Raw genomic sequence first — 17,654 nt, 5'->3', positions numbered from 1 at the left:
TCGGATAGTTATTCGGTTACCATGGTGACATTAAAGTCATCACTCGCAGTATCAGTGACGACTATCACATATGTTGCAGCGCCTTCAGGCAGCAGCCTGGAGTGGATGACGAGGTTACCTGCTACGATTTCCATGATGCCGGCGTAGGTATAGGCAGCATCATCTTTCGTGGCACTGTTGATGGTATCAGCCCCTGCGCCAACCGTTACGAGGATATCACCGGTTGCAGGGTCTACCGTTGCGTCTGTTCCAAGACTCTTGCTGACGGTGGATTCAAGGGTAACTGCCGTCAGGTCGGCTTTGGCAAGAAAGGTTGAGGGCATATAGACCGGCCGCTCAAGCGATTCGCCGAGCAGTGCTGCGGAACCCGTCGTGCGGCTTGGCTGCATCCTTCTGGCAAGTGTTGTTCCTTTGGGTGCCTTTTGGGTAAACAGGCTGTAGGTAAGCATGGCGCCTTTATCATCCTGCAGCCCTGCCTGCCCTTTGCTGTACCAGCCGCTGAGGGTGAAGTGGCCGGACTCAAGCGATGTCGAGAACCGGTCCTCCCCTACCCCGTTCTTCCATCCTGCACCGATGGTGATGCTCCGGATCGGTTCCCAGAAGAACGCAAGGTCGCTGTAGAGCGCGTTTTCAATATCTGCCGTGCCGTCAGCGAACGGGTATTTCAGGCGTTCGTAACCGAGCGATCCTTTTGTGACGAAGTTCTCCCATAGAGCGAGCTGCATGTCGCCGGAGAACCCGAACAGCCTGCCTTCGCTGAGCATCAGCGGGTCACGGTAGAAGAGGTAATCTGTTGAGGTTTCCTGCATGAAGTAGACTGCTTCAGGGTGCTGTACCTGGTTGGCTTTTGCTCCCCAGACGCTTGCTCCGATTGAGTGGATGCTGCTGCATGCATCATCCTTCGGGATAATCCATGTGGTGTTGAGACCGTAGCTGTACTGTTCAAGACCGATCTGGTGGTTGCCGGATGCGAACTCGAACTCCTGGTCGCCCCACATGTACCCGCCGGAAAGCTTGAAGCGAAGACCGGAGTTCGGTACCTGCCAGAGTGCGTTCGCTATGACATCACGCTTGATGTCATACACAACGGCACTGGTACCAACAGCTATCTGGCTGCCGATCATGGTTGCGAACCCTCCGCTGCCCATGATGCCGCCGTCTCCCCGCTCAGGGTCATAGTACCCCATGCCGAGGTTGATGTTGAACCGCTGGTCGTCACCACTATATGCCATGCTGCTTGATGCAGGTGCGACACTCGCGGTCAGCCTTCCGTCGGCGAGGGTAAGCGGTACTGCCGGCAGAACACCTGCTGCTGTCGGAAGCACAGGGTCAGTACCGGACTCAGCCGCGGACCTGACGCTGGAGAACGCCCCGGTGACAATACTGTTCTGCAGGATGGCCGGCGCTTCACGTCCGTCGGCGTAGCCGGTAAGGGCTTCGTTCCTTATGGAGCGGGAGAGCTCTTCTGGCGTGGTTGAAGCCCGAAGAAGTGCGGGAGAACCAGAAAGCAGGAGTGCGAATGCGACAATGCGGGCAGTCACCCGCTTATAGCCACGGAGTTGCGAACAGGGGGAGTTCATCACATAATATGGTTTAAGAAGCCCTACCCGGAAAACAGCTTCATTATTTTATAACCTGTTGACCACTTCGAATGGACTCAACAAGCGGAATCACGGGCCAGAACCTTACTCACAGCAAGTACAAGAAGATTCCCGCATAATCTCTGCGCACACAATATATTCCCCACAACAAAAAAACCAAAAAAAATACGCCGCACTTTTATACTGTCGGTATTTTTCATTGAGTACATGTAACCAGAACCCATGGCTGTTGCCCTACAGGGGTATTGGTTAACTTACGTTCATTGCAATGGTTGGCTTCGTCTCAAGTGACGGATAGGACGGATAGAACAGGCCGGGCCGGAAGAGTACAGCCCGGAAGGGTTGTTGCGATATTTTACAGTTTACCATGCTGACGCAGTCAGGCGCCATACATCCTTCACACCCCCGCGAGATACATCTTGATCGACTCATGCTTCCCCCGTCCGATCTTCTTGTGCAGCCTGTACCGGATGCTCTCCATCCCCCGTGTGCTGATCCCAACCCTCCGTGCAATCTCCCGGGTATCATACCCGAGCTTGATGAACAGGCAAACGATGCTTTCTCTCAGTGAGACATTATGCATTATTTTTACATTCACCCCGCATCGCAAAAAAAGCTGACGAGAACCTTCATCATCGCCCGCCGCATTTCGCGTAGGCTTTCTCAAGCAGTGCCGCCCAGGTTTCATCTTCCGTCATGCCGTCGTACTCGCTCATATCCACCGGTTCCGGCAGATAGCCCTGACGTGGCTCATTCGACCGCACAGTGATGCTCTCACTCTGCACCTCGCGGATAATGCGCACAATGGGCGCCCCAACGAAGCGATAGTGATGAGGTCCCGCAGGATAATGAAAGGATGCCGGGCCGCCTTGCGATCGGTACACCGGAGCAAGATGCGGGTGGTGCGACAGTTTCGTTCAAAGTGCTGATGCCACGGGCGGGGTGAACGGCGTGGACGTACCCGCCATGGCCGGTCTCTTCCTGCATAGCACCGTGGCTTGAGGGCGAGCACGGGCGTAATGGCGGGTGCCCGGCTGGGCGCTCTTGGGGTTCTGCGCCTTGCCGGGCAGTCGGCGGCGCCGGTGCGGAGCGTTGGTTGGTGACTACCGCTATCGCGAACGGGTAGCTCTGGAAAGAAGTGCTTGGTTCCATTTTGGAACACACCACTCGGCGACTGGGCGGCGACTGACCGGGCCGCGTAGCGATCACGGCCAGGAGTCCGGAGTCCGTCTTTGCTGAGAGCTACCGCCGCGAAGCGGCTGCTGTCCGAAGCGCCTCCGTCGTCGGGCGTTTTTGGCTGAGGGCTGGACCGCGTAGCGGATCCGGTCCGACGGCGCCCCGCATGGGGGTGGCCTCAAGCGAAGGCCCGGCCCGCGTAGCGGTCCGGGTCCGAAGCGCATGATTCGCTGGCCCTCGCGGAGGGCTGCTCCACGAAGCGGCAGCCGTGCCGAGCGTCTTTGCTGACCCTGACGGCGCAGCGGTCAGGGTCAGCTCTTAGGTATCCCCGCCAACATCGAAACCTCCGCCAAAGTGCGACGCTTTGGCGGATGTTACCGTTTACCGCTCTTACCATCCGCCGTTGCTGTGCCGAAGCGGAGAGAGCGGAAGTGCAGACGGAGCGTCAGTGGAGACGGAACGGGAGAGAGTGGAGCCGGTGCGGCAACGCCTGTGGGCGGCTTGCCTGGCAGCCATGGCCCCGTGGCTTGATGCGAGCCCGGGCTGGCCGGAGTCTCATGTTCGCCCGCAGTGTATCGGCAGCCCTCCACATAGGGCCTTCCTGATATCTTCAATCATTGACGGTACGGTTGCTGTGGAGCAGCCGGCATTCCGTTTATGCCCAGATTTCGGGCTTGCGTAGACTGTACCCGATTTTACTGGGAACGGTGTCGGCGAACTGACTGTCGATTATTGTTTTTCTGCCTATGGTCATTGATCCCTTTGCCACCAGCCTTACGGACTGGTTGTGACGTTTGGGAGGAAAGGCGACAACAACTCTTTTGGCAGGGAACTGGTCATGGATGTGACGGATGGGAGGAACAAGGTCGCTGTCTCCTGATACGAGCACGGCGACATCGTACTGATCCTGATAGGCTCCAATAAGCATCTGGGTAGCGATATTGACGTCTGTCATTTTCTCGTTGTAATCGGCCCTGACATGGCCGCAACAGGCATGCCATGGCCTTTTGCTGATATTTCCCGTAATGAACCTCAACTCCCACTGACTCAAGTGCATCGATAGAGGTAGACTGTCTTTTTTGCTTATCGGGGTCATTGCTGACCCTGCTGGTGAAATATTTCACCGACAGCAGTTCCTGTTGCGGCAGAAGGATTTTCCTGGCCAACAGCTTCAGGTTCAACCATTTACCATTTTTGTAACCGGCCTCAAGCATGCCGAAGTACAGGTTGAACCCATCGACATAGACCAGTACCCGATCTTTTCTTGTGTGGGGGCTTGGTGCATCCATATCAAAGTACTTATATTAAGCGGCACCTCACCAGAGATAGCATCTCTGGTCCGACGCCCTCAACGTGTTGGGGGCGTTTCTTTTTTATACCCTCGAGCCCCGGCAACGAAATGAATGAGAATACGCTGACGCACTCCATCGGGATTCCGATGCAGCAACTTCGCCAGTTCACTCTTTGTCAGCCACCGGCCATCACAAAGCTCCATAATAATCCGCTCCGTTTCATCCCGCGTTAACCTGCGACGGTTTTGAACTTGTTCTGCAATAGCCTGTATTGCAGCATTATGTTCGGACTTCCCCTCGTTATGTTCGGACTTCCCCTCGTTATGCAGGGAGTCACCGGTATGCGATAGCCGATACCGACTCCATCGACCATGCCCATCACGAACCAATGCATCTTTGGTGACCAACGCCTGCAAAAGCATTGTAGCATCAGCGGGATGGATATTGCAGATCTGCCGAACCCGAAGGTTATCCACCTCTCCTTCGATCTCGGCTGTAACAAGTGCCTGCACTTCGTTCGGATCGAACCAGGGAAAACCTCGGGCCAAAGAGATCCTGCAGATGTGCAAGGGAATCATCGGGAATGAGGCTTATCATCGGCAGTACCCACTGTGCCCGGTCCGGCCTTTTCAGCCGTTCCGATCATCATGAACATTGTCTGGAGTGACTTGTTGCGGCATTCGCTGACATTGCTCCGGAACAACTGCTCGAGCGAGATCAAGAGTGAGCCGGGATTGGAGAACTCGGGGACGGTCTGTGTATTTCTCGATGACAATGCCTCCATCACCTTGATAGTCTGCATGGACGAGGGCATTGACGAGTGCAATGACGAGAGCAGTGACGAGCGCAATAACAAGCGCAATGACGAGCGCTTCACGAATGGCTTCATGAACCCCGCTCTCACCCCGCCGGAAAAGATCAGTGCCAAGCTGAAACGGCAGTTTCAGGTCTTGAGAGAGACGCTGAATCGACCGTAAGATAAACTGGAACAGGTTGGCACACCACGTGCCCTCAACCCTCAGACGGTCAGTCCACAGAATGGAGGGATCAGAGGAGCCGTTTTTCACGATAATCGACATGACAAGTACATGCCCTGGGCCCTGACGAAACACATGAGGGAATCTGCATGCTTGAAGTCTTGAACAAACAGGCCATTTCCTTTCTGCAATTCTGAAGAGTTAACTGTCTTCTATTATGTCACTTAGTCTGAAATCTCTTTCTGCAATCCTGCATTTCCTTTCTGCAAATTCGTTGGCGAAGGATCTATCGCCCATAGCGGTTGAGCGCGGGATCCCTCATTACGAATCAAGCTGGAGCGGCGCAGTTTTGTCAGAAGGTTCGCCACCTTTCTCTTTTTTTGTTCGGGCCCCAGAGCTTCACTTAATTTGGCAACAAGAAGTCTGTCGATTTCCTTCCGTGACGCTCCGCCGAACTTCTTCAGATAATCGGTAATGAGTTTGCAATAATAGTCGTCATCCTGCGCTCTTGCCCTGATGTATTCAGCTTTGCGGGCAGTTACGGTTGCTATAGAAGCTGACACAAAGAGATTTGGTTTGCGCCCTTCAATGAGGCCATCGCGTCGTAAGCGTTTAATCACATCATCAGCAAGCGGCAACTTTTTCTGGACACGGTCCAAGGCAAGAATTTCATCGAGCGGCAAGTCGGTTTTCTGAATCAGCATTCTGCTGTATGCAGGGTCCACGACGCTTCCGTATACCGTCATCTTGACTGCCGTTGGTTCGCGTAAGTCATAGTCGGGCATCGGAAAGTATCGTCTGGCCTGACCGATATGCATTGCATAGATACCGTAGCCCATGGTGTCGATCATGTTCAGCTCTGCCATAGCCTGTGCCAGAAAGGGGTTTCGATAACGACGCGGGGTCTTTTCTCCGGTCGCATAGTCTTTCGGTTCTCCTTCAAAGAACCCCCCTTCGTTTTCAAGAATCAGTTTATCTGACCGCTCCGTGACCAGAATCCGTCCATTACGGGTATAATCCTGATGGGCAATGCAATTGTGCAGTGCTTCAAGGACTACCTTCCGGTCGTACTTCGATACCTCGACAGCAAGCAGGGCATCGTCGGGAAGCATGCGCAACTGGATATTCCGGATCTTCTGGTACAGTGCAGTGGTATTCTGCAGAAAAGGCGGACCAAAATGCTCATAGGCAAGTTCCGGGCCCTCCAGTTTCCAAGTCATTTGTGCTGGATGCGGTGAAAGCAGATAGGCCGCTTCCGGCTTGCCGAGCAGCAGTATCGCTGTTCGGGTGAGGTTGCCATCCCTCGTCAGTTTAGCACGGTCGAGAAATGTCTGCAACGGCCAGGACAAGACATCTTCCTCCGAAAAGCGGTTGGCATACTTGCGGGCGAATGACTCTCTGGCTGTTTGAAGAGCCCGTTCATCAAGGTGTTTTGGCTCCGCCTCCGGAACGGGTTGAGCAGACCAATCCGTCGTACTGGTTTGCTGGCGGATTTCATCAAGCTTATCAAGTCCGAGATGGGTCAAACTCTCGCCTGCTCTGGCATAGTAGTGCCCCTTCCAGGCAATGGGCATGCCGCGGGGAGCAGCTGGGATTTCAAACATCACCACTCGCCCACCATCTTGCTGCAGGTCATAGATGTTGCGGAAAGTCAGACTCGGCTCGGTATTTTCCGCAATCTGCATTTTCGTCCTTTGAAGACGCTCCGGATCAACCCGGTAATCGGAGCCCGTAATGGAGCGGGTCTTGTTGTTCACGCCAAAGACCAACCACGCGCCCTCCATGCCTCGGACATTGGATTCATTTGCCAATGCCGAAAAATATTCACCAATCTTGTCCGTCGAATAATCCTTGCCGGCTTGCTTGAATTCGACGACTTCACTTTCCCAGTGGCGGATGAGTCCCTCCAATAGAGCTGTCATCTCATGCATTTGATTTACGCTGCATTTCATATTGATTACATAGTCGGTGAACGCTGCCCTTCTTGACCATAAGCCGTGCGTTTTCGATCATCCTGCTGTCCAGCAATGTAGCAAGGTTGTCAGCACAACCCGCACGTAACAAGAGTCCTCTTGGCTGCGTTTATTGTAGATGTCTCGACACAGGGCAGAGAAAGCTGCGCTACTCTGACAACAACCTCCTTAGCAGGCAAAGGCGCTTCATTGATACATTCTCCCTCCGACCGGCCCATAAGACCCGGCTTAAAGCCCCTCACACCCCCCCGAGATACATCTTGATCGACTCATTCTTCGCCCTGCCGATCTTCTTGTGCAGCCTGTACCGGATGCTCTCCATCCCCCGTGTGCTAATCCCAACCCTCCGTGCAATCTCCCGGGTATCATACCCGAGTTTGATGAAGAGGGATATGAGTGTGTCTCGCTGTGTAAGGTTGGGGTAGTCTGCTTCGAGTTTCTTGATGAACGCTGCGTCTGCTTTTGTGAGCAGGGTTCTGAACCGTGCTTCAAGCTGTGCGTGCTCAATGAGTTGCTGCAGCAGATCGGTCATTGACCGCTTTGCATCGGTTGGGATATCTGCCAAATAAATGCTGTTGATCAATGTGATGAGCGCACCCCTTTCTCCGCCGGGGTTTTGTGTTACCCGATCAATCTCTTCTGCCTTTGCAACTGATACTTGAGCAAGTTGCGAGTGCTTTTCAATGGGCTTGGTTGCCATAGTGATCCCTTTTGCTTTGACCTTCCAGTCGGGTTGTTGGGTCAGCTATATCATACGATTTTTTTATCAGAAACTCACACCATCGCAGAGTAATTTGGCTGAATGCAATATTCACCGCCCTCCGCATTTTTGGTAGGCTTTTTCGAACATCGCTTCCCAGGTTTCTTCTTCCGTCAGTCCGTCGTATTCGCTCATGTCGATGGGGTCGGGTTCGTGGCCTTTGCGTGGTTCGTTTGATTGCGCAGTGATGCTCTCGCTCTGCACTTCGCGGATAATGCGCACAATGGCTGCCTCATCAGGCAGGGGCATGTAGGTGGTGCCTTGGAACTCGGTGAAGCGGATGCGCCGGGTGACGGTCAGAAGGTCGGTGGTGTTGAGCTTCTGCGCTTGGATGGTGGCGACAAGCCCGTCGAGGTGCTCTTTGGTGCGTTCTGGTACATTGGTGCTGTAGAACTTCATCATGACTTCGCTGTACCATTTGCCTTTCGCTCGTTGGATTTCGTTGAGGGCGGCCATGATGGTGGTGGGGGTGGGCTGGTCAACCCATTCCCGTCGTGCGATCGACGAGCTGCTGCATGAGGGCAGCGTGGTCTGCTTTTGTGGGTTGCCCTGCTTGACCTTGGTTATTGCGCGTGTGAAGTCCATTGTTTTCTCCTTTATGTTTGCGGTCAAAGAACCAGGTGTATCCTTGGTAGTTGTTGGCCAGAGTCTGGCGAAGTGCGTCTTTTGCTATTTCTTCATTCCCGCCGGCCATGCTGAAGAGCTGCTGGAGGGCGATGTTCTGGGTTTTGATGGCGCCGTAGGGTTTCACTTTATTGGTTGCGAAGAAAGCCCAGGCTTTTTCTATGAACTCAACTGAAAAGCCGGGGTTCTGAACCTTTCTCCCCTCTTCTTTCTTATTGTTACCCTTGTTTACATTGTTGGATGCTGCCCTTTGATTGCCCTTTGATTGCCTTTCTGTCTGCCTACCTGCTTGCCCTTCACGCTCTTTCCTGTCTTGGTAAGCGTTGTAATTGATTATGGTTATCACTCTATATTTGTTTGTCGATCTGTTTGCCACTTCGCCTGTCGAAATCAGGTGTTCCAGCGCAACACGAATTTTCTTTACTGAGAGCTTTAAATCGCGCGATAATTGGTTCAGGCCGGTGAGTACTTGCCCTCGTTTTATGAGCTCTCCTCTCCATCGGGTTTCTTTGTGATTTGCTGTTAGAATAAGGTGAAGGAATACCCGTATTGTGTTAGCGTCGGTGTACCATTCCCATTGCATAATGCGCCGGTGAAGTGTGATGAAGCTGTTGTTGTCGGGGGTGTTCATCGGGGGCTATGGTTCCGTTCTATTGCTGGATACTGAGGGGTCGGACGCGGCTTCAATCCGGATGTGTATGCCGGGTACTGCGTGGTAGATTTTCTCGGCCTTGATGCTGGCGATGCAGGAGTCGTCGTGCCAGAAGGTTCCGTTGAGCGAGTCCATGATGAATTTCTGCAGGTTGTCGACATCGGGTCGACCGGTATGCCAGTGCGGAGCGTCAGCTTTCAGGCGGGTGCTGCTCTTCCCTCGGAAGTGCGATTTCGGGCGCGCAAAGCAGAACTGCAGCGTTACTGCAAGCGCTTCGCGAAGTGGTTCGGGTGGGCGGTGCTCAAGTGCTTGCAAAAGAAAGTTTTCTTTGGCGGCAGAACTCGGATCCACATTGATGTTTTTGTTGCCGAAACGGTAAGTGCGGTGGCGTTTCAGCGCCTGGGGGGTGCCTGGTATCAGGAATTCATAGTGCACGGGCCACTCCCCTGTTTCGTCGTGTGTCTTGGGCGGCGACCCAGTCTTCGTATTTCTGGAAGATGTCGTGCTTGCTGATGGTGCTGTGAAACGATTTGTTTTCGCCGATGACATCGATGTGGTGGTTCCCTTGGGTGATTTCGTATAGGAGCCAGTGACCGGCTCGGCGAATGAGTTCAATGGCGCATTTTGCCTGTCGCTGCGGGGGTGTGTTGTTTAGCTGCGGTTCGGGGTTGTCGCTGCGTCCAAGCGTTGGCGGAAGCCCTTCATTGTCTGTGCGGAATATTCCGTTGAATCCTTTGATAATCATGATGGTTCCTGGTTGTGATTGGTTGAGCGGCGTAGACTGGTATGCCGGTTTGTTCTTGGGTTGCGCGGGCGAATGCCTGGGGGTCGCCACGGTCCCGGCTGATATGGAGGAGGTGGATTTCCCGGCATTGGCTGAGGTCGCTGGATGCTAATGCGCTGAGGAGGGTGCGGAGCTCCATGTGGCTGGTGTAGAGGCGGTCGGCCAGGGCGTCGCCGTCCTGAAGTAGTTCTTTGCTGTAGTTGCATTCGCATGCCCAGATGGTGATGCCGTGGAAGTTTTCGCGGATGTAGTAGGTGTCTATGGCGAAGAGGAGCGTTTCGCCGTCTTGAGTGGAGCGGATAAGAAACATGAGGTTGGGGACATCGTGCTGGGCTTCGTAGGTTTTGATTTGCAGTGTTCCGATTTGCTCGCTTCCGGCTTCAGTCCAGCCGCGTCTCAACCCAATCGACTCGGCAGTTGCGTTGCTGCAGTGGATGGGAATGCCGCGCCGCTGAAGTTCTTGTGCGGCGTAGCTGTGGTCGGCGTGGCTGTGCGTGATGAGGCAGGCTGCGTAGTGAGTTGGGGGCAGGGGGAGCAGCTTCTGAATCTGCTTGTAGGGCAGGCCGCATTCTATGATGATGCGTGTTTCGGCGTCTTCGAGTGTGTAGAGGTTGCCTGTGCTTCCGCTGGCAAGTGCGCTGAATTTCATTGCTTTGCGTCTTGAGGGTGGTGTGTGGTGCCCTGGTTCCCATGGCGGCGTTTGCTACCATGGGGGATGTGTTTGCCTGATGAGTGACGGGTGCTTAGAATGGTGCCCGGGCCTTGCTGTTGGTGGCGCCAACTGGCTCCCATGCTGATTCAGCTTGGGGTGCTTTGGCTTGCGCCATCCTTCCCGTTGCTGGCTCGATGATTTCGGCGTCGCTGAACCCTGCGCTTTCGCTGTTGGCGAAGTTCGTGATGTCGTCCTGGGCTTTGGCTTCGGGGGTGCGTTGGTCGTCATCGCCCTGGAAGGCTCCGAGCATTTCAACGGAGAGAATACCGTAGCGCTTGAGCAGGCTGTTGATGACCGTTTTCATGGCCATTTCGTCGAAGTTGGTTTTCCAGGGTGAGTACCCCTGACCGAAGCTCTTGCTGTAGCGTTTTGCGTGAGATTCGACCTGGGCTTTGCTCATGTAGAGCGTTTTGCGGAACCCGTTGGTGGTTTCAATATGGGCGAAGTAGCCGATGGCGACTTCACTCGTCGCTTCGCCTGTGAGGTCGATTTCTCCGGTGAGTTTATCGGCTTTTTTTAGCTCGCCTTCGTAGACGATATCGGCGTTGATGTAGCGGTACTGTGCGGTACGCTGGGCGAGCTGGATGTAGCCTTTGTAGCCGATCTGCATCTGCGGTTTCGGCACGCCTTTTTCGCGGAACGGAACGATCCATGCGAACCCCAACCCCTTGTTGATGGGGAGCTTGAGGGTTGCGGCTTTGAAGGCTTCACGGATGAGGTCTTTCGGGCTGCATTCCTGCAGAATTTTGTCGTTGCTGACGACATCAACCAGTGAGGCGACGAAAAGCGGGGCGTTTTCTTCCAGGGCGTTCTTGAACTGCTCCTGCACAATCGGATCTTCGAGGACAGTGCGGAACCGCTGGACGGCATTCTGCTGGGGAGTCTGGATAGCTTCTGGCATGGTGGTGGTGTTTTGGGTGTTGTTCCTGTTGAGTGACGGTTAGACTGCAAGTGCCAGTGGCTGTTCAAGTAGGGTGATCTTCAGCTCTGCCGCCTCTTCGGTTGCGATCAGCTTGATTGTCTGGCTTTCGCCATTATCAATTGATCCGGTGACAGACTCGGCGTTATCAATAAAGACAGGCGCTGTGATACCGTAGTGTCCACTCAGCACCTTGATGATCTGCAGGCCAGCCCGAACCCGTGCTCCAGTGTTGACATCGCTCCAGGGCACCATGGCCCCGTTTGCTGATGGAACGAGGGTTTCGCAGGTTTCGGCGAGCCCTCCGTTCACTTGCTCCCCAAACAGCCGGAAGCTGAGCGGGGCAAACCGTTCGTTCACTGTGCCGGTGAGCATGGCGACTTTGCAGCGGAGGAACTCCTCAAGCAGTGCGATATTCTGGTCGATGGCGTCGAGCTCGATGCCGAGTTCTTTCTTCTCCGCCATCAGGTCTCCTACCCGCTTGTCAATATCTGCGCTCTGCTTGAGCGCTGCACTGAACCGTTCGAAGGCGGCTATCTGTGCTTCAATCCGCTCAACTTCCTCATCAATGGGTTTGGTGTTGGGGGCGGCGCTTGTTGAGCCTGCTGTGAGCGTGGCGATGGTTTTTTCTCTTTCGCTGTGGTCGGGTGCTACTGGCTCCGGATCATGCGTTTCCTGCGCGTCTTCTGCGGCTATGAGTTCGTCAATACGGCTTTCTGCTGCCTCTTTGCGTTTGATGCTTTCTTGGAGTGCTGCGGTTTGTTTTTTCGCTTCTGCTTCGATGGCTTTCAGCTCTTCGGCCCTTTTTTCGTTAAAGCGCGTTTGGGCTTCTTCGGCCTGCTCTTCGGGCAATGCTTGTCCGCAGGTTGGGCACTCGGACTCTGTCCATTCTGTTGCGTTCCTCTCTGCCCATTTCTCGCGGAGCGCTTCGAGGCTGTTTGTGTAATCCTCAATGAGGGAGACTTCTCTTTCTACCTTGTGCTCGTTGTCTTCAACTTCCTGCGTGGCCTTTCTGGCTTTCTCTTTTTTGGTTTCCTCGCCGGCACGCCATGCTCTTAGGGCTTCGTCGTGCTGGCGGTTGAGGGTGGCCATGGCTTCTCTGTGCCGGAGGATCTCTTCGCCGGTTGCCGTGGTGTCGCCGGCAAGCATTGCGGCACGGCGGTTCTGCGCTTCCCGCCACTCCTTGCGGAGCGCTTCATAGCTTTTCCCTTTTGGTGGGCAGAGTTCAGCTTCTTCTGGCTTGGCGCGGAGCGCTTCGTCTATGCGTGGCTGGATTTCGTTAAGGGCGGTGTTGATCTTGGGACGGCGGGACTTCAGCGCTTTCGTGCGGTCGTCGAGTGAGTGGCCGTCGAGCACCGCTTCAATCCCTTCGAGCCCTTCGTGCGCGGCGATGACTTCGGCGTCGGACACCTTGCCGGTGACCTCAAGCAGGATGCGGCGGCGGTCCTGCCATTTGATTGCGTTAAAGTAGGTTGTGCTTGTGAGCAAGCGGAAGGATTCTTCCGGGGCTATGGCGGTAACTGCGCTGTCGTAGTCGCTCTTCTTCTTTGGGATGCCGTCGACGGTGTAGAGGGTTTCATGGCCCTGGAACGCGGCTTCGGCATTCGCACCCCTCTTCTTTGTCCATTTCTCCCGCATCATTTTACCGAGCTGCAGCGGCCGGCCGTCGACCAACAGTGTAGCTTCAACTTCGTGGTCCAGACCATGGACAGCTTCATTCCCGCCGTCGAGCGTTTTGATGCTGAAGGCCTTCTCGCCAGCCTGGTTCTTGTCGAACAGCAGCCAGTTAAGGGCGTCGGCGACGGTGCTTTTTCCGGTGCCGTTCTGCCCCCGGATTTCGGCGTCTGCTCCTTCGGGCTGGAATGTGAACTGTTTGATGCCCTTAAAGTTCTTGAGCTTCAGACTCTGTAGCTTTATCTGCATGATGTCGCTCCTTGTGGTTTTGGTTATTTTGATTGTATGATTGCTTTGATGCAGCGGAGGAGTTCTATGCTGCCGAGGTAGAGTGTGAGGGTGAGGCCTATGGTTGTTATGAGAGGACTGCCTCCAGTTGCTATTGTGATAGCCCCGAGGATGATGATGCCGAGTACTGCGCCGGCGGTGCTTTTGGCTATGGCGTTCATGGATTCTTCCTGGTGCTTTTGCGCATGGGGCGGAGGCTGATGTTGCCGCCTGGCGATATGCTGATAATCTCGTATGACCTGATCCGCAGTACTTTGTGGCGGATAAATGTGCCGATGGTGCTGAGTATTTGCTTCATGGCTTGTGCCTTTTGTTTGACAATTGATTTACTTGGCCTCAGCCATAAGTCTGTCCATAAGCCGCTCGATGTCTGTTGATAACCACCCGACCGTGTGAGGGGTGAGTTTTATAGGTTTTGGGAACCGCCCATCCGCAACACCTCGGAACCAGGTTCTAGCAGATACCGGAATGATGGCTGGTATCTCCCTCTTCCGGTCGCCAATAATGTCCACCAAGCGGTAGAATCTTGTTTCCATCATTCGGTTGCCTCCCTTCGCATTTTGTTGATTTCTGTTGCTGTTGCCTGATCCTTTGTCTTTCTCTTTCTTATTGCTTCAATCCAGTAGCGCATGGTTTCGACATTGGTGCCCACCTTGATGCGTTTTGATACGGCGGCCAAACTGAGGTCTTCTCCTTGCTCTCGCAGTAAGTGCTGTACCTGCGTGACTGTGCCCCGGAGCTTTTTTCTGTGGTCCAACATTTGCAACTTTGATGTTATTTTTGTTGATATCTTCTACAAGTCAAGTTCAACTCAAAGATAACTCATTTATTCCAATTATTTGGAACAATCCCGCAGAAAGTTCAAAAAAATATGAACAAACGGACAAATAATATTCTACCCGAGGGAGATATCGGTGTCAATCTGAAGGCTGTGATTAGCTCTATGGGTTTAAATCAGCGGGAGTTCGCGGAGCTTATTGGCAAGAAGCCTACGGCGATTTCGAGTTTTGTGAAAGCTGATGCGGGGTGCAATCCGTCTAATCTGGTGAAGGATATTATTGCTTTGGGCTACAATGGGAACTGGTTTTTAACGGGTAAGGGTGAGATGAAGGTTGCTGAGTCGGGGGTGCAGGGTGAGGCTTCGGTGCGATACGAACAGTTCGGACGGGCACTTAGTGAGGTATTGGAGTCATTCTATCCTGTTTTAAGGGAAGGGGCGAGAGAGGGCGGAGTTACGGAGAGTAAGGAGGATGAGCCGTTTGTGATACCGAAACCGCGCGACACTCCTGGTCCTTCACCTGACATTTCGCAGGAACAGTATGAGGAACTGAAAAACCGTCGGAGTAGTAACGCTTCTCGTTCACGAATCTCTTGATGTCAATAGTCCTTCGTTTATGGCAACATAGCCCAGACACCAGCAATCATGGTATGTTTTCGGCCAGATTGCGATTAAGCTGTCATCTGTCATTACTGGGGGGTTTACTCTGCAATATCCTATAAAGCCTTCATCGTCTTTGGAGGCCGACGCGTCAGGATCCCACGCCATACAGTTGCTGCACGATAACTTCAATAGCACTCCTTATACTACCCTACATTTACCTACAATGTATTCCCATAGTAATAAGGCGCTTTATTGCTGTGATTACAAGCACCACGAAGTTTCTTTAGCGTATTATCGGTCATAGCCATTGATCTTACAACGGCGTAACAATATGATGAACGGCGGGGTGCGTCGGGGTGTGCACTTGGTCTTGACTGATCCAAATACATAATGGGGGGATTTGGCCAGCATTTAGATATATTTTCAACTGATTGAGTGAGTGAGGCGCGAATTTAGGGGCATTTTTAGGGGTATAATGAAGGCTTAATAGCATAAGAACCCTATTGATACTGAAGCTTCTGTTCCCGTCTTCGGCACCACACATCGAGTATGAGCCCGCTTCTGCGCGGTCTACAACATCCCTTGCCCGTTCTGCCCGCAACATTAATATTTACCACCATGAGCACTGAACCGACGAAGATTCTCCTTACTGAAGATGAAATGCCGCGTCAGTGGTATAACATTCAGGCTGATCTTCCGGTTCCGCTTCCTCCTCCTGTGGGGATGAATGGCGTTCCGATAGGGCCGGACGATCTGGCCCGGGTGTTTCCGATGAACCTGATTGAGCAGGAGATGAGTACGGAGCGGTGGATTGATATTCCTGATGAAATCCAGGGGATTTTAAAGCTGTGGCGCCCTTCTCCTTTGTACAGGGCACGGCGCCTTGAGGCGGCTTTGGGGACTCCTGCAAAGATTTATTACAAGAACGAAGGGGTATCGCCCGCGGGAAGCCATAAACCGAACACTGCTGTGGCGCAGGCCTGGTACAACAAGCAGTTCGGCATCAAGTACCTGACCACGGAAACGGGGGCCGGCCAATGGGGCAGCGCTCTGGCGATGAGCTGTAAGCTTGTGGGGATTGAGTGCAAGGTGTTTATGGTGCGAATCAGTTTTGACCAGAAACCCTTCCGCAAAATCATGATGAAAACCTGGGGGGCGGATTGCATTCCGAGCCCGAGCATGGAGACGGCTGTCGGAAGAAAGATTCTCAGTGAGATGCCCGACACGCCGGGCAGCCTTGCTATCGCCATCAGCGAAGCAATTGAGCAGGCGGTGGAGCGCGAGGATACCCGCTATGCGCTTGGCAGTGTGCTGAACCATGTCATGATGCATCAGACCATCATTGGGCTTGAGGCGAAGAAGCAGCTGGAAAAGGTTGGGCGATATCCGGATGTAGTAATTGGCTGCGCAGGGGGTGGATCAAACTTTGCCGGCATCAGCTTCCCCTTCATCTGCGACAAAATTCACGGGAAAGAGGTGCGCATCATTGCCACAGAGCCTGAAGCATGCCCTACACTGACGAGGGGTCCGTATGTGTATGACGCGGGTGATGTTGCAAAGATGACACCACTCCTGCCAATGCACAGCCTCGGCCACGGGTTCATTCCTCCGGCCATTCACGCAGGTGGGCTGCGGTACCACGGCATGGCGCCTCTTGTCAGCCATGTGCGCCAGCTTGGGCTGATTGAAGCGAACTCGCTGCCGCAGACCGAGTGCTACGAGGCAGCACTGCTGTTCGCTCATACGGAAGGATTCATTCCTGCGCCTGAAACATCCCATGCCATTGCCGAAACCATCCGCGAGGCCAAAAAAGCGAAGGAGGAAGGGAAGGAGAAGGTGATTCTGATGAACTGGTCAGGGCATGGACTGATGGATCTACAGGGGTACGACGCGTTCATGTCAGGGAAAATCAGCGACTATCCGCTGCCCGAGGAGATGCTCCAGCGATCGCTCGATGCGCTGAAAGACCATCCTCCTGTAGCCTGAGGCTGTAAAAGAAACTGCCACCGACCTTTTGTAACCAAATACACAAGCCATTCCCGCAGGAATGGCTTGTGTATTTTCAGTTTGTTTCAGCAGGCGTTCAGGCCCCTTCCAACTCTTCTGACTGCGATGCCAGCCCGGCCTCCGCCTCCAGCCAGTCTTCAACTCCCTCGCCGGCAGGGCAGCCTCTCTCTATCCAGCGAAAGTATGCCGCAAGCCGGATCTGCTCTTCGATCTGCTCCGGAGACCTCTCGACAGAGTCCTCATTGTTCTTTGTCATAGCTCATAAGATTTAAGCGTTAGCAATCCGATTCAGTCATGCACATCATTCATCGTCACACGATACAGCAAACTGATGGGGACACTCATGACTGAGTGTACTAATTAGTACACTCAGTCATGAGTGTCCCCAACTCTCCCTAATTTAATCGGGAAGGGTTACGCCTTTTTCAGCGGCTCTTTCCTGCATGCGGGTATGATGCTCCATCTGAAGCTTGGTGCGTGCTTCCGGATTTTTACAGGCTTTCAGCTGTACCTTGTAGTCGGCAATCTCCTCTTTGCTCATGAGTTCGCTGCCGTAAACAGCTTCAGCTGCCGGCTTTGCGGCTTTAACTGCTGCAGGTGCCTGATGGGCAGCCTCCGGGGCCATGCCTTTTTGCTGGACGGCGGCTCCCGCGGGCGCTTTGGCAGGCGCTGCGCCTTCAGCTGCCGAGGACATGCCGGTTCCGATGGTAAGTGATGCTGCAAGCATCGGAATGGCGAAAAGCGTTGATTTCATCATAAGTATTCCCCTTTTTTGGTTGTTTTTGGTTGTTCAAACTACGGCCACGCCGCCCTCGCTTTGAGGAGCGGAGCAAC

At 53.8% G+C, this 17,654-nt stretch carries 23 protein-coding genes and 1 pseudogene; 3 read left to right on the top strand and 21 right to left on the bottom strand.

Features of this window, described 5'->3' with window-relative positions; all coding sequences use genetic code 11:
- Nucleotides 1–8: 8 nt before the first annotated feature.
- From EKD02_RS02545 to EKD02_RS02520, 6 genes and pseudogenes are all read right to left on the bottom strand, one after another.
- On the bottom strand, nucleotides 9–1,580 hold the full coding sequence (locus tag EKD02_RS02545; protein ID WP_126383657.1) for a hypothetical protein: 1,572 nt from the start codon (nucleotides 1,578–1,580) through the stop codon (nucleotides 9–11).
- Between the two features lie 418 nt (nucleotides 1,581–1,998).
- Nucleotides 1,999–2,148, bottom strand: a pseudogene (locus EKD02_RS02540) (helix-turn-helix transcriptional regulator); the annotation flags it as partial.
- Nucleotides 2,149–2,233: 85 nt separating this feature from the next.
- On the bottom strand, nucleotides 2,234–2,485 hold the full coding sequence (locus tag EKD02_RS02535; protein WP_126383655.1) for a hypothetical protein: 252 nt from the start codon (nucleotides 2,483–2,485) through the stop codon (nucleotides 2,234–2,236).
- A gap of 666 nt (nucleotides 2,486–3,151) precedes the next feature.
- Complete coding sequence (locus EKD02_RS02530; RefSeq protein ID WP_126383653.1) at nucleotides 3,152–3,391, bottom strand: hypothetical protein; 240 nt, start codon at nucleotides 3,389–3,391, stop codon at nucleotides 3,152–3,154.
- Between the two features lie 41 nt (nucleotides 3,392–3,432).
- Nucleotides 3,433–3,873 carry an NYN domain-containing protein gene (locus tag EKD02_RS02525; RefSeq protein WP_126383651.1) on the bottom strand — a complete coding sequence of 147 codons (441 nt, stop codon included), beginning with the start codon at nucleotides 3,871–3,873 and terminating at the stop codon, nucleotides 3,433–3,435.
- A 252-nt stretch (nucleotides 3,874–4,125) separates the two neighbouring features.
- Nucleotides 4,126–4,617 (bottom strand): hypothetical protein, encoded by a 492-nt coding sequence (locus tag EKD02_RS02520; RefSeq protein ID WP_126383649.1) that lies wholly within the window; start codon nucleotides 4,615–4,617, stop codon nucleotides 4,126–4,128.
- 99 nt (nucleotides 4,618–4,716) lie between these two features.
- Here EKD02_RS02520 and EKD02_RS02515 point away from each other — a divergent pair, with 99 nt between their 5' ends.
- The gene (locus tag EKD02_RS02515) at nucleotides 4,717–5,046 is read left to right on the top strand and encodes a hypothetical protein (protein WP_126383647.1); all 330 of its coding nucleotides are present in this window, start codon (nucleotides 4,717–4,719) and stop codon (nucleotides 5,044–5,046) included.
- 224 nt (nucleotides 5,047–5,270) lie between these two features.
- Here EKD02_RS02515 and EKD02_RS02510 read toward each other — a convergent pair whose 3' ends face one another.
- The 13 genes from EKD02_RS02510 to EKD02_RS09985 all read right to left on the bottom strand — a co-directional run bounded on the left by EKD02_RS02510 (nucleotide 5,271) and on the right by EKD02_RS09985 (nucleotide 14,111).
- The gene (locus EKD02_RS02510; RefSeq protein ID WP_221762979.1) at nucleotides 5,271–6,977 is read right to left on the bottom strand and encodes an RNA-binding domain-containing protein; all 1,707 of its coding nucleotides are present in this window, start codon (nucleotides 6,975–6,977) and stop codon (nucleotides 5,271–5,273) included.
- Nucleotides 6,978–7,257: 280 nt separating this feature from the next.
- Nucleotides 7,258–7,719 carry a helix-turn-helix transcriptional regulator gene (locus EKD02_RS02505; RefSeq protein WP_126383643.1) on the bottom strand — a complete coding sequence of 154 codons (462 nt, stop codon included), beginning with the start codon at nucleotides 7,717–7,719 and terminating at the stop codon, nucleotides 7,258–7,260.
- A 111-nt stretch (nucleotides 7,720–7,830) separates the two neighbouring features.
- The gene (locus EKD02_RS02500; protein ID WP_126383641.1) at nucleotides 7,831–8,235 is read right to left on the bottom strand and encodes a hypothetical protein; all 405 of its coding nucleotides are present in this window, start codon (nucleotides 8,233–8,235) and stop codon (nucleotides 7,831–7,833) included.
- 22 nt (nucleotides 8,236–8,257) lie between these two features.
- Nucleotides 8,258–9,034 carry a hypothetical protein gene (locus EKD02_RS02495; RefSeq protein WP_126341539.1) on the bottom strand — a complete coding sequence of 259 codons (777 nt, stop codon included), beginning with the start codon at nucleotides 9,032–9,034 and terminating at the stop codon, nucleotides 8,258–8,260.
- A 6-nt stretch (nucleotides 9,035–9,040) separates the two neighbouring features.
- The gene (locus EKD02_RS02490; protein ID WP_185805682.1) at nucleotides 9,041–9,490 is read right to left on the bottom strand and encodes a RusA family crossover junction endodeoxyribonuclease; all 450 of its coding nucleotides are present in this window, start codon (nucleotides 9,488–9,490) and stop codon (nucleotides 9,041–9,043) included.
- On the bottom strand, nucleotides 9,480–9,800 hold the full coding sequence (locus tag EKD02_RS10000) for a hypothetical protein (protein ID WP_185805681.1): 321 nt from the start codon (nucleotides 9,798–9,800) through the stop codon (nucleotides 9,480–9,482). Before EKD02_RS10000 ends, EKD02_RS02490 begins: the two co-directional genes overlap by 11 nt.
- Complete coding sequence (locus tag EKD02_RS02485) at nucleotides 9,757–10,488, bottom strand: MBL fold metallo-hydrolase (RefSeq protein ID WP_126341541.1); 732 nt, start codon at nucleotides 10,486–10,488, stop codon at nucleotides 9,757–9,759. Before EKD02_RS02485 ends, EKD02_RS10000 begins: the two co-directional genes overlap by 44 nt.
- 94 nt (nucleotides 10,489–10,582) lie before the next feature.
- Nucleotides 10,583–11,452, bottom strand: a complete 870-nt coding sequence (locus tag EKD02_RS02480) for a recombinase RecT (protein ID WP_126383637.1) — start codon at nucleotides 11,450–11,452, stop codon at nucleotides 10,583–10,585.
- 39 nt (nucleotides 11,453–11,491) lie between these two features.
- A complete protein-coding gene (locus EKD02_RS02475) occupies nucleotides 11,492–13,393 on the bottom strand; it encodes an ATP-binding protein (protein WP_126383635.1) in 1,902 nt (633 codons plus the stop codon).
- Between the two features lie 23 nt (nucleotides 13,394–13,416).
- Nucleotides 13,417–13,593 (bottom strand): hypothetical protein, encoded by a 177-nt coding sequence (locus tag EKD02_RS09995; protein WP_185805680.1) that lies wholly within the window; start codon nucleotides 13,591–13,593, stop codon nucleotides 13,417–13,419.
- A complete protein-coding gene (locus EKD02_RS09990; RefSeq protein WP_185805679.1) occupies nucleotides 13,590–13,730 on the bottom strand; it encodes a hypothetical protein in 141 nt (46 codons plus the stop codon). The genes EKD02_RS09995 and EKD02_RS09990 overlap by 4 nt, the downstream gene beginning before the upstream one ends.
- 28 nt (nucleotides 13,731–13,758) lie before the next feature.
- Entirely contained in the window at nucleotides 13,759–13,968 is a 210-nt protein-coding gene (locus tag EKD02_RS02470) for a helix-turn-helix transcriptional regulator (RefSeq protein ID WP_237409779.1), read from the bottom strand.
- Nucleotides 13,968–14,111 carry a hypothetical protein gene (locus tag EKD02_RS09985; RefSeq protein WP_160460424.1) on the bottom strand — a complete coding sequence of 48 codons (144 nt, stop codon included), beginning with the start codon at nucleotides 14,109–14,111 and terminating at the stop codon, nucleotides 13,968–13,970. Before EKD02_RS09985 ends, EKD02_RS02470 begins: the two co-directional genes overlap by 1 nt.
- A gap of 192 nt (nucleotides 14,112–14,303) precedes the next feature.
- Between EKD02_RS09985 and EKD02_RS02465 the strand changes: the two genes are divergently transcribed.
- Nucleotides 14,304–14,807: a helix-turn-helix domain-containing protein gene (locus EKD02_RS02465; RefSeq protein ID WP_126341545.1), complete on the top strand. Its 504-nt coding sequence runs from the start codon at nucleotides 14,304–14,306 to the stop codon at nucleotides 14,805–14,807.
- 624 nt (nucleotides 14,808–15,431) lie between these two features.
- A complete protein-coding gene (locus EKD02_RS02455; RefSeq protein ID WP_041469904.1) occupies nucleotides 15,432–16,799 on the top strand; it encodes a TrpB-like pyridoxal phosphate-dependent enzyme in 1,368 nt (455 codons plus the stop codon).
- A 97-nt stretch (nucleotides 16,800–16,896) separates the two neighbouring features.
- On the opposite strand, the gene EKD02_RS02450 is transcribed toward EKD02_RS02455, so the two are convergent.
- Together EKD02_RS02450 and EKD02_RS02445 are read right to left on the bottom strand one after the other, a co-directional pair.
- Nucleotides 16,897–17,076 (bottom strand): DUF2934 domain-containing protein, encoded by a 180-nt coding sequence (locus EKD02_RS02450; RefSeq protein ID WP_126383633.1) that lies wholly within the window; start codon nucleotides 17,074–17,076, stop codon nucleotides 16,897–16,899.
- Nucleotides 17,077–17,220: 144 nt separating this feature from the next.
- Complete coding sequence (locus EKD02_RS02445; protein WP_126383631.1) at nucleotides 17,221–17,577, bottom strand: hypothetical protein; 357 nt, start codon at nucleotides 17,575–17,577, stop codon at nucleotides 17,221–17,223.
- Between the last annotated feature and the right edge of the window lie 77 nt (nucleotides 17,578–17,654).

The organism is Chlorobium phaeovibrioides, from assembly GCF_003968655.1.
GTDB classification, from domain to species: Bacteria; Bacteroidota; Chlorobiia; order Chlorobiales; family Chlorobiaceae; genus Chlorobium; species Chlorobium phaeovibrioides.
This window is presented reverse-complemented; position numbering and strand designations above follow the sequence as displayed.

What these genes read in the sequence shown, in the direction of transcription:
- EKD02_RS02545 (WP_126383657.1), bottom strand. Translation starts at nt 1,580, where the DNA reads ATGAACTCCCCCTGTTCGCAACTCCGTGGCTATAAGCGGGTGACTGCC.
- EKD02_RS02525 (WP_126383651.1), bottom strand. Translation starts at nt 3,873, where the DNA reads ATGACCCCGATAAGCAAAAAAGACAGTCTACCTCTATCGATGCACTTG.
- EKD02_RS02515 (WP_126383647.1), top strand. Translation starts at nt 4,717, where the DNA reads ATGAACATTGTCTGGAGTGACTTGTTGCGGCATTCGCTGACATTGCTC.
- EKD02_RS02510 (WP_221762979.1), bottom strand. Translation starts at nt 6,977, where the DNA reads ATGCATGAGATGACAGCTCTATTGGAGGGACTCATCCGCCACTGGGAA.
- EKD02_RS02505 (WP_126383643.1), bottom strand. Translation starts at nt 7,719, where the DNA reads ATGGCAACCAAGCCCATTGAAAAGCACTCGCAACTTGCTCAAGTATCA.
- EKD02_RS02500 (WP_126383641.1), bottom strand. Translation starts at nt 8,235, where the DNA reads ATGGCCGCCCTCAACGAAATCCAACGAGCGAAAGGCAAATGGTACAGC.
- EKD02_RS02495 (WP_126341539.1), bottom strand. Translation starts at nt 9,034, where the DNA reads ATGAACACCCCCGACAACAACAGCTTCATCACACTTCACCGGCGCATT.
- EKD02_RS10000 (WP_185805681.1), bottom strand. Translation starts at nt 9,800, where the DNA reads ATGATTATCAAAGGATTCAACGGAATATTCCGCACAGACAATGAAGGG.
- EKD02_RS02485 (WP_126341541.1), bottom strand. Translation starts at nt 10,488, where the DNA reads ATGAAATTCAGCGCACTTGCCAGCGGAAGCACAGGCAACCTCTACACA.
- EKD02_RS02480 (WP_126383637.1), bottom strand. Translation starts at nt 11,452, where the DNA reads ATGCCAGAAGCTATCCAGACTCCCCAGCAGAATGCCGTCCAGCGGTTC.
- EKD02_RS02475 (WP_126383635.1), bottom strand. Translation starts at nt 13,393, where the DNA reads ATGCAGATAAAGCTACAGAGTCTGAAGCTCAAGAACTTTAAGGGCATC.
- EKD02_RS09995 (WP_185805680.1), bottom strand. Translation starts at nt 13,593, where the DNA reads ATGAACGCCATAGCCAAAAGCACCGCCGGCGCAGTACTCGGCATCATC.
- EKD02_RS09990 (WP_185805679.1), bottom strand. Translation starts at nt 13,730, where the DNA reads ATGAAGCAAATACTCAGCACCATCGGCACATTTATCCGCCACAAAGTA.
- EKD02_RS02470 (WP_237409779.1), bottom strand. Translation starts at nt 13,968, where the DNA reads ATGGAAACAAGATTCTACCGCTTGGTGGACATTATTGGCGACCGGAAG.
- EKD02_RS02465 (WP_126341545.1), top strand. Translation starts at nt 14,304, where the DNA reads ATGAACAAACGGACAAATAATATTCTACCCGAGGGAGATATCGGTGTC.
- EKD02_RS02455 (WP_041469904.1), top strand. Translation starts at nt 15,432, where the DNA reads ATGAGCACTGAACCGACGAAGATTCTCCTTACTGAAGATGAAATGCCG.
- EKD02_RS02450 (WP_126383633.1), bottom strand. Translation starts at nt 17,076, where the DNA reads ATGACAAAGAACAATGAGGACTCTGTCGAGAGGTCTCCGGAGCAGATC.
- EKD02_RS02445 (WP_126383631.1), bottom strand. Translation starts at nt 17,577, where the DNA reads ATGATGAAATCAACGCTTTTCGCCATTCCGATGCTTGCAGCATCACTT.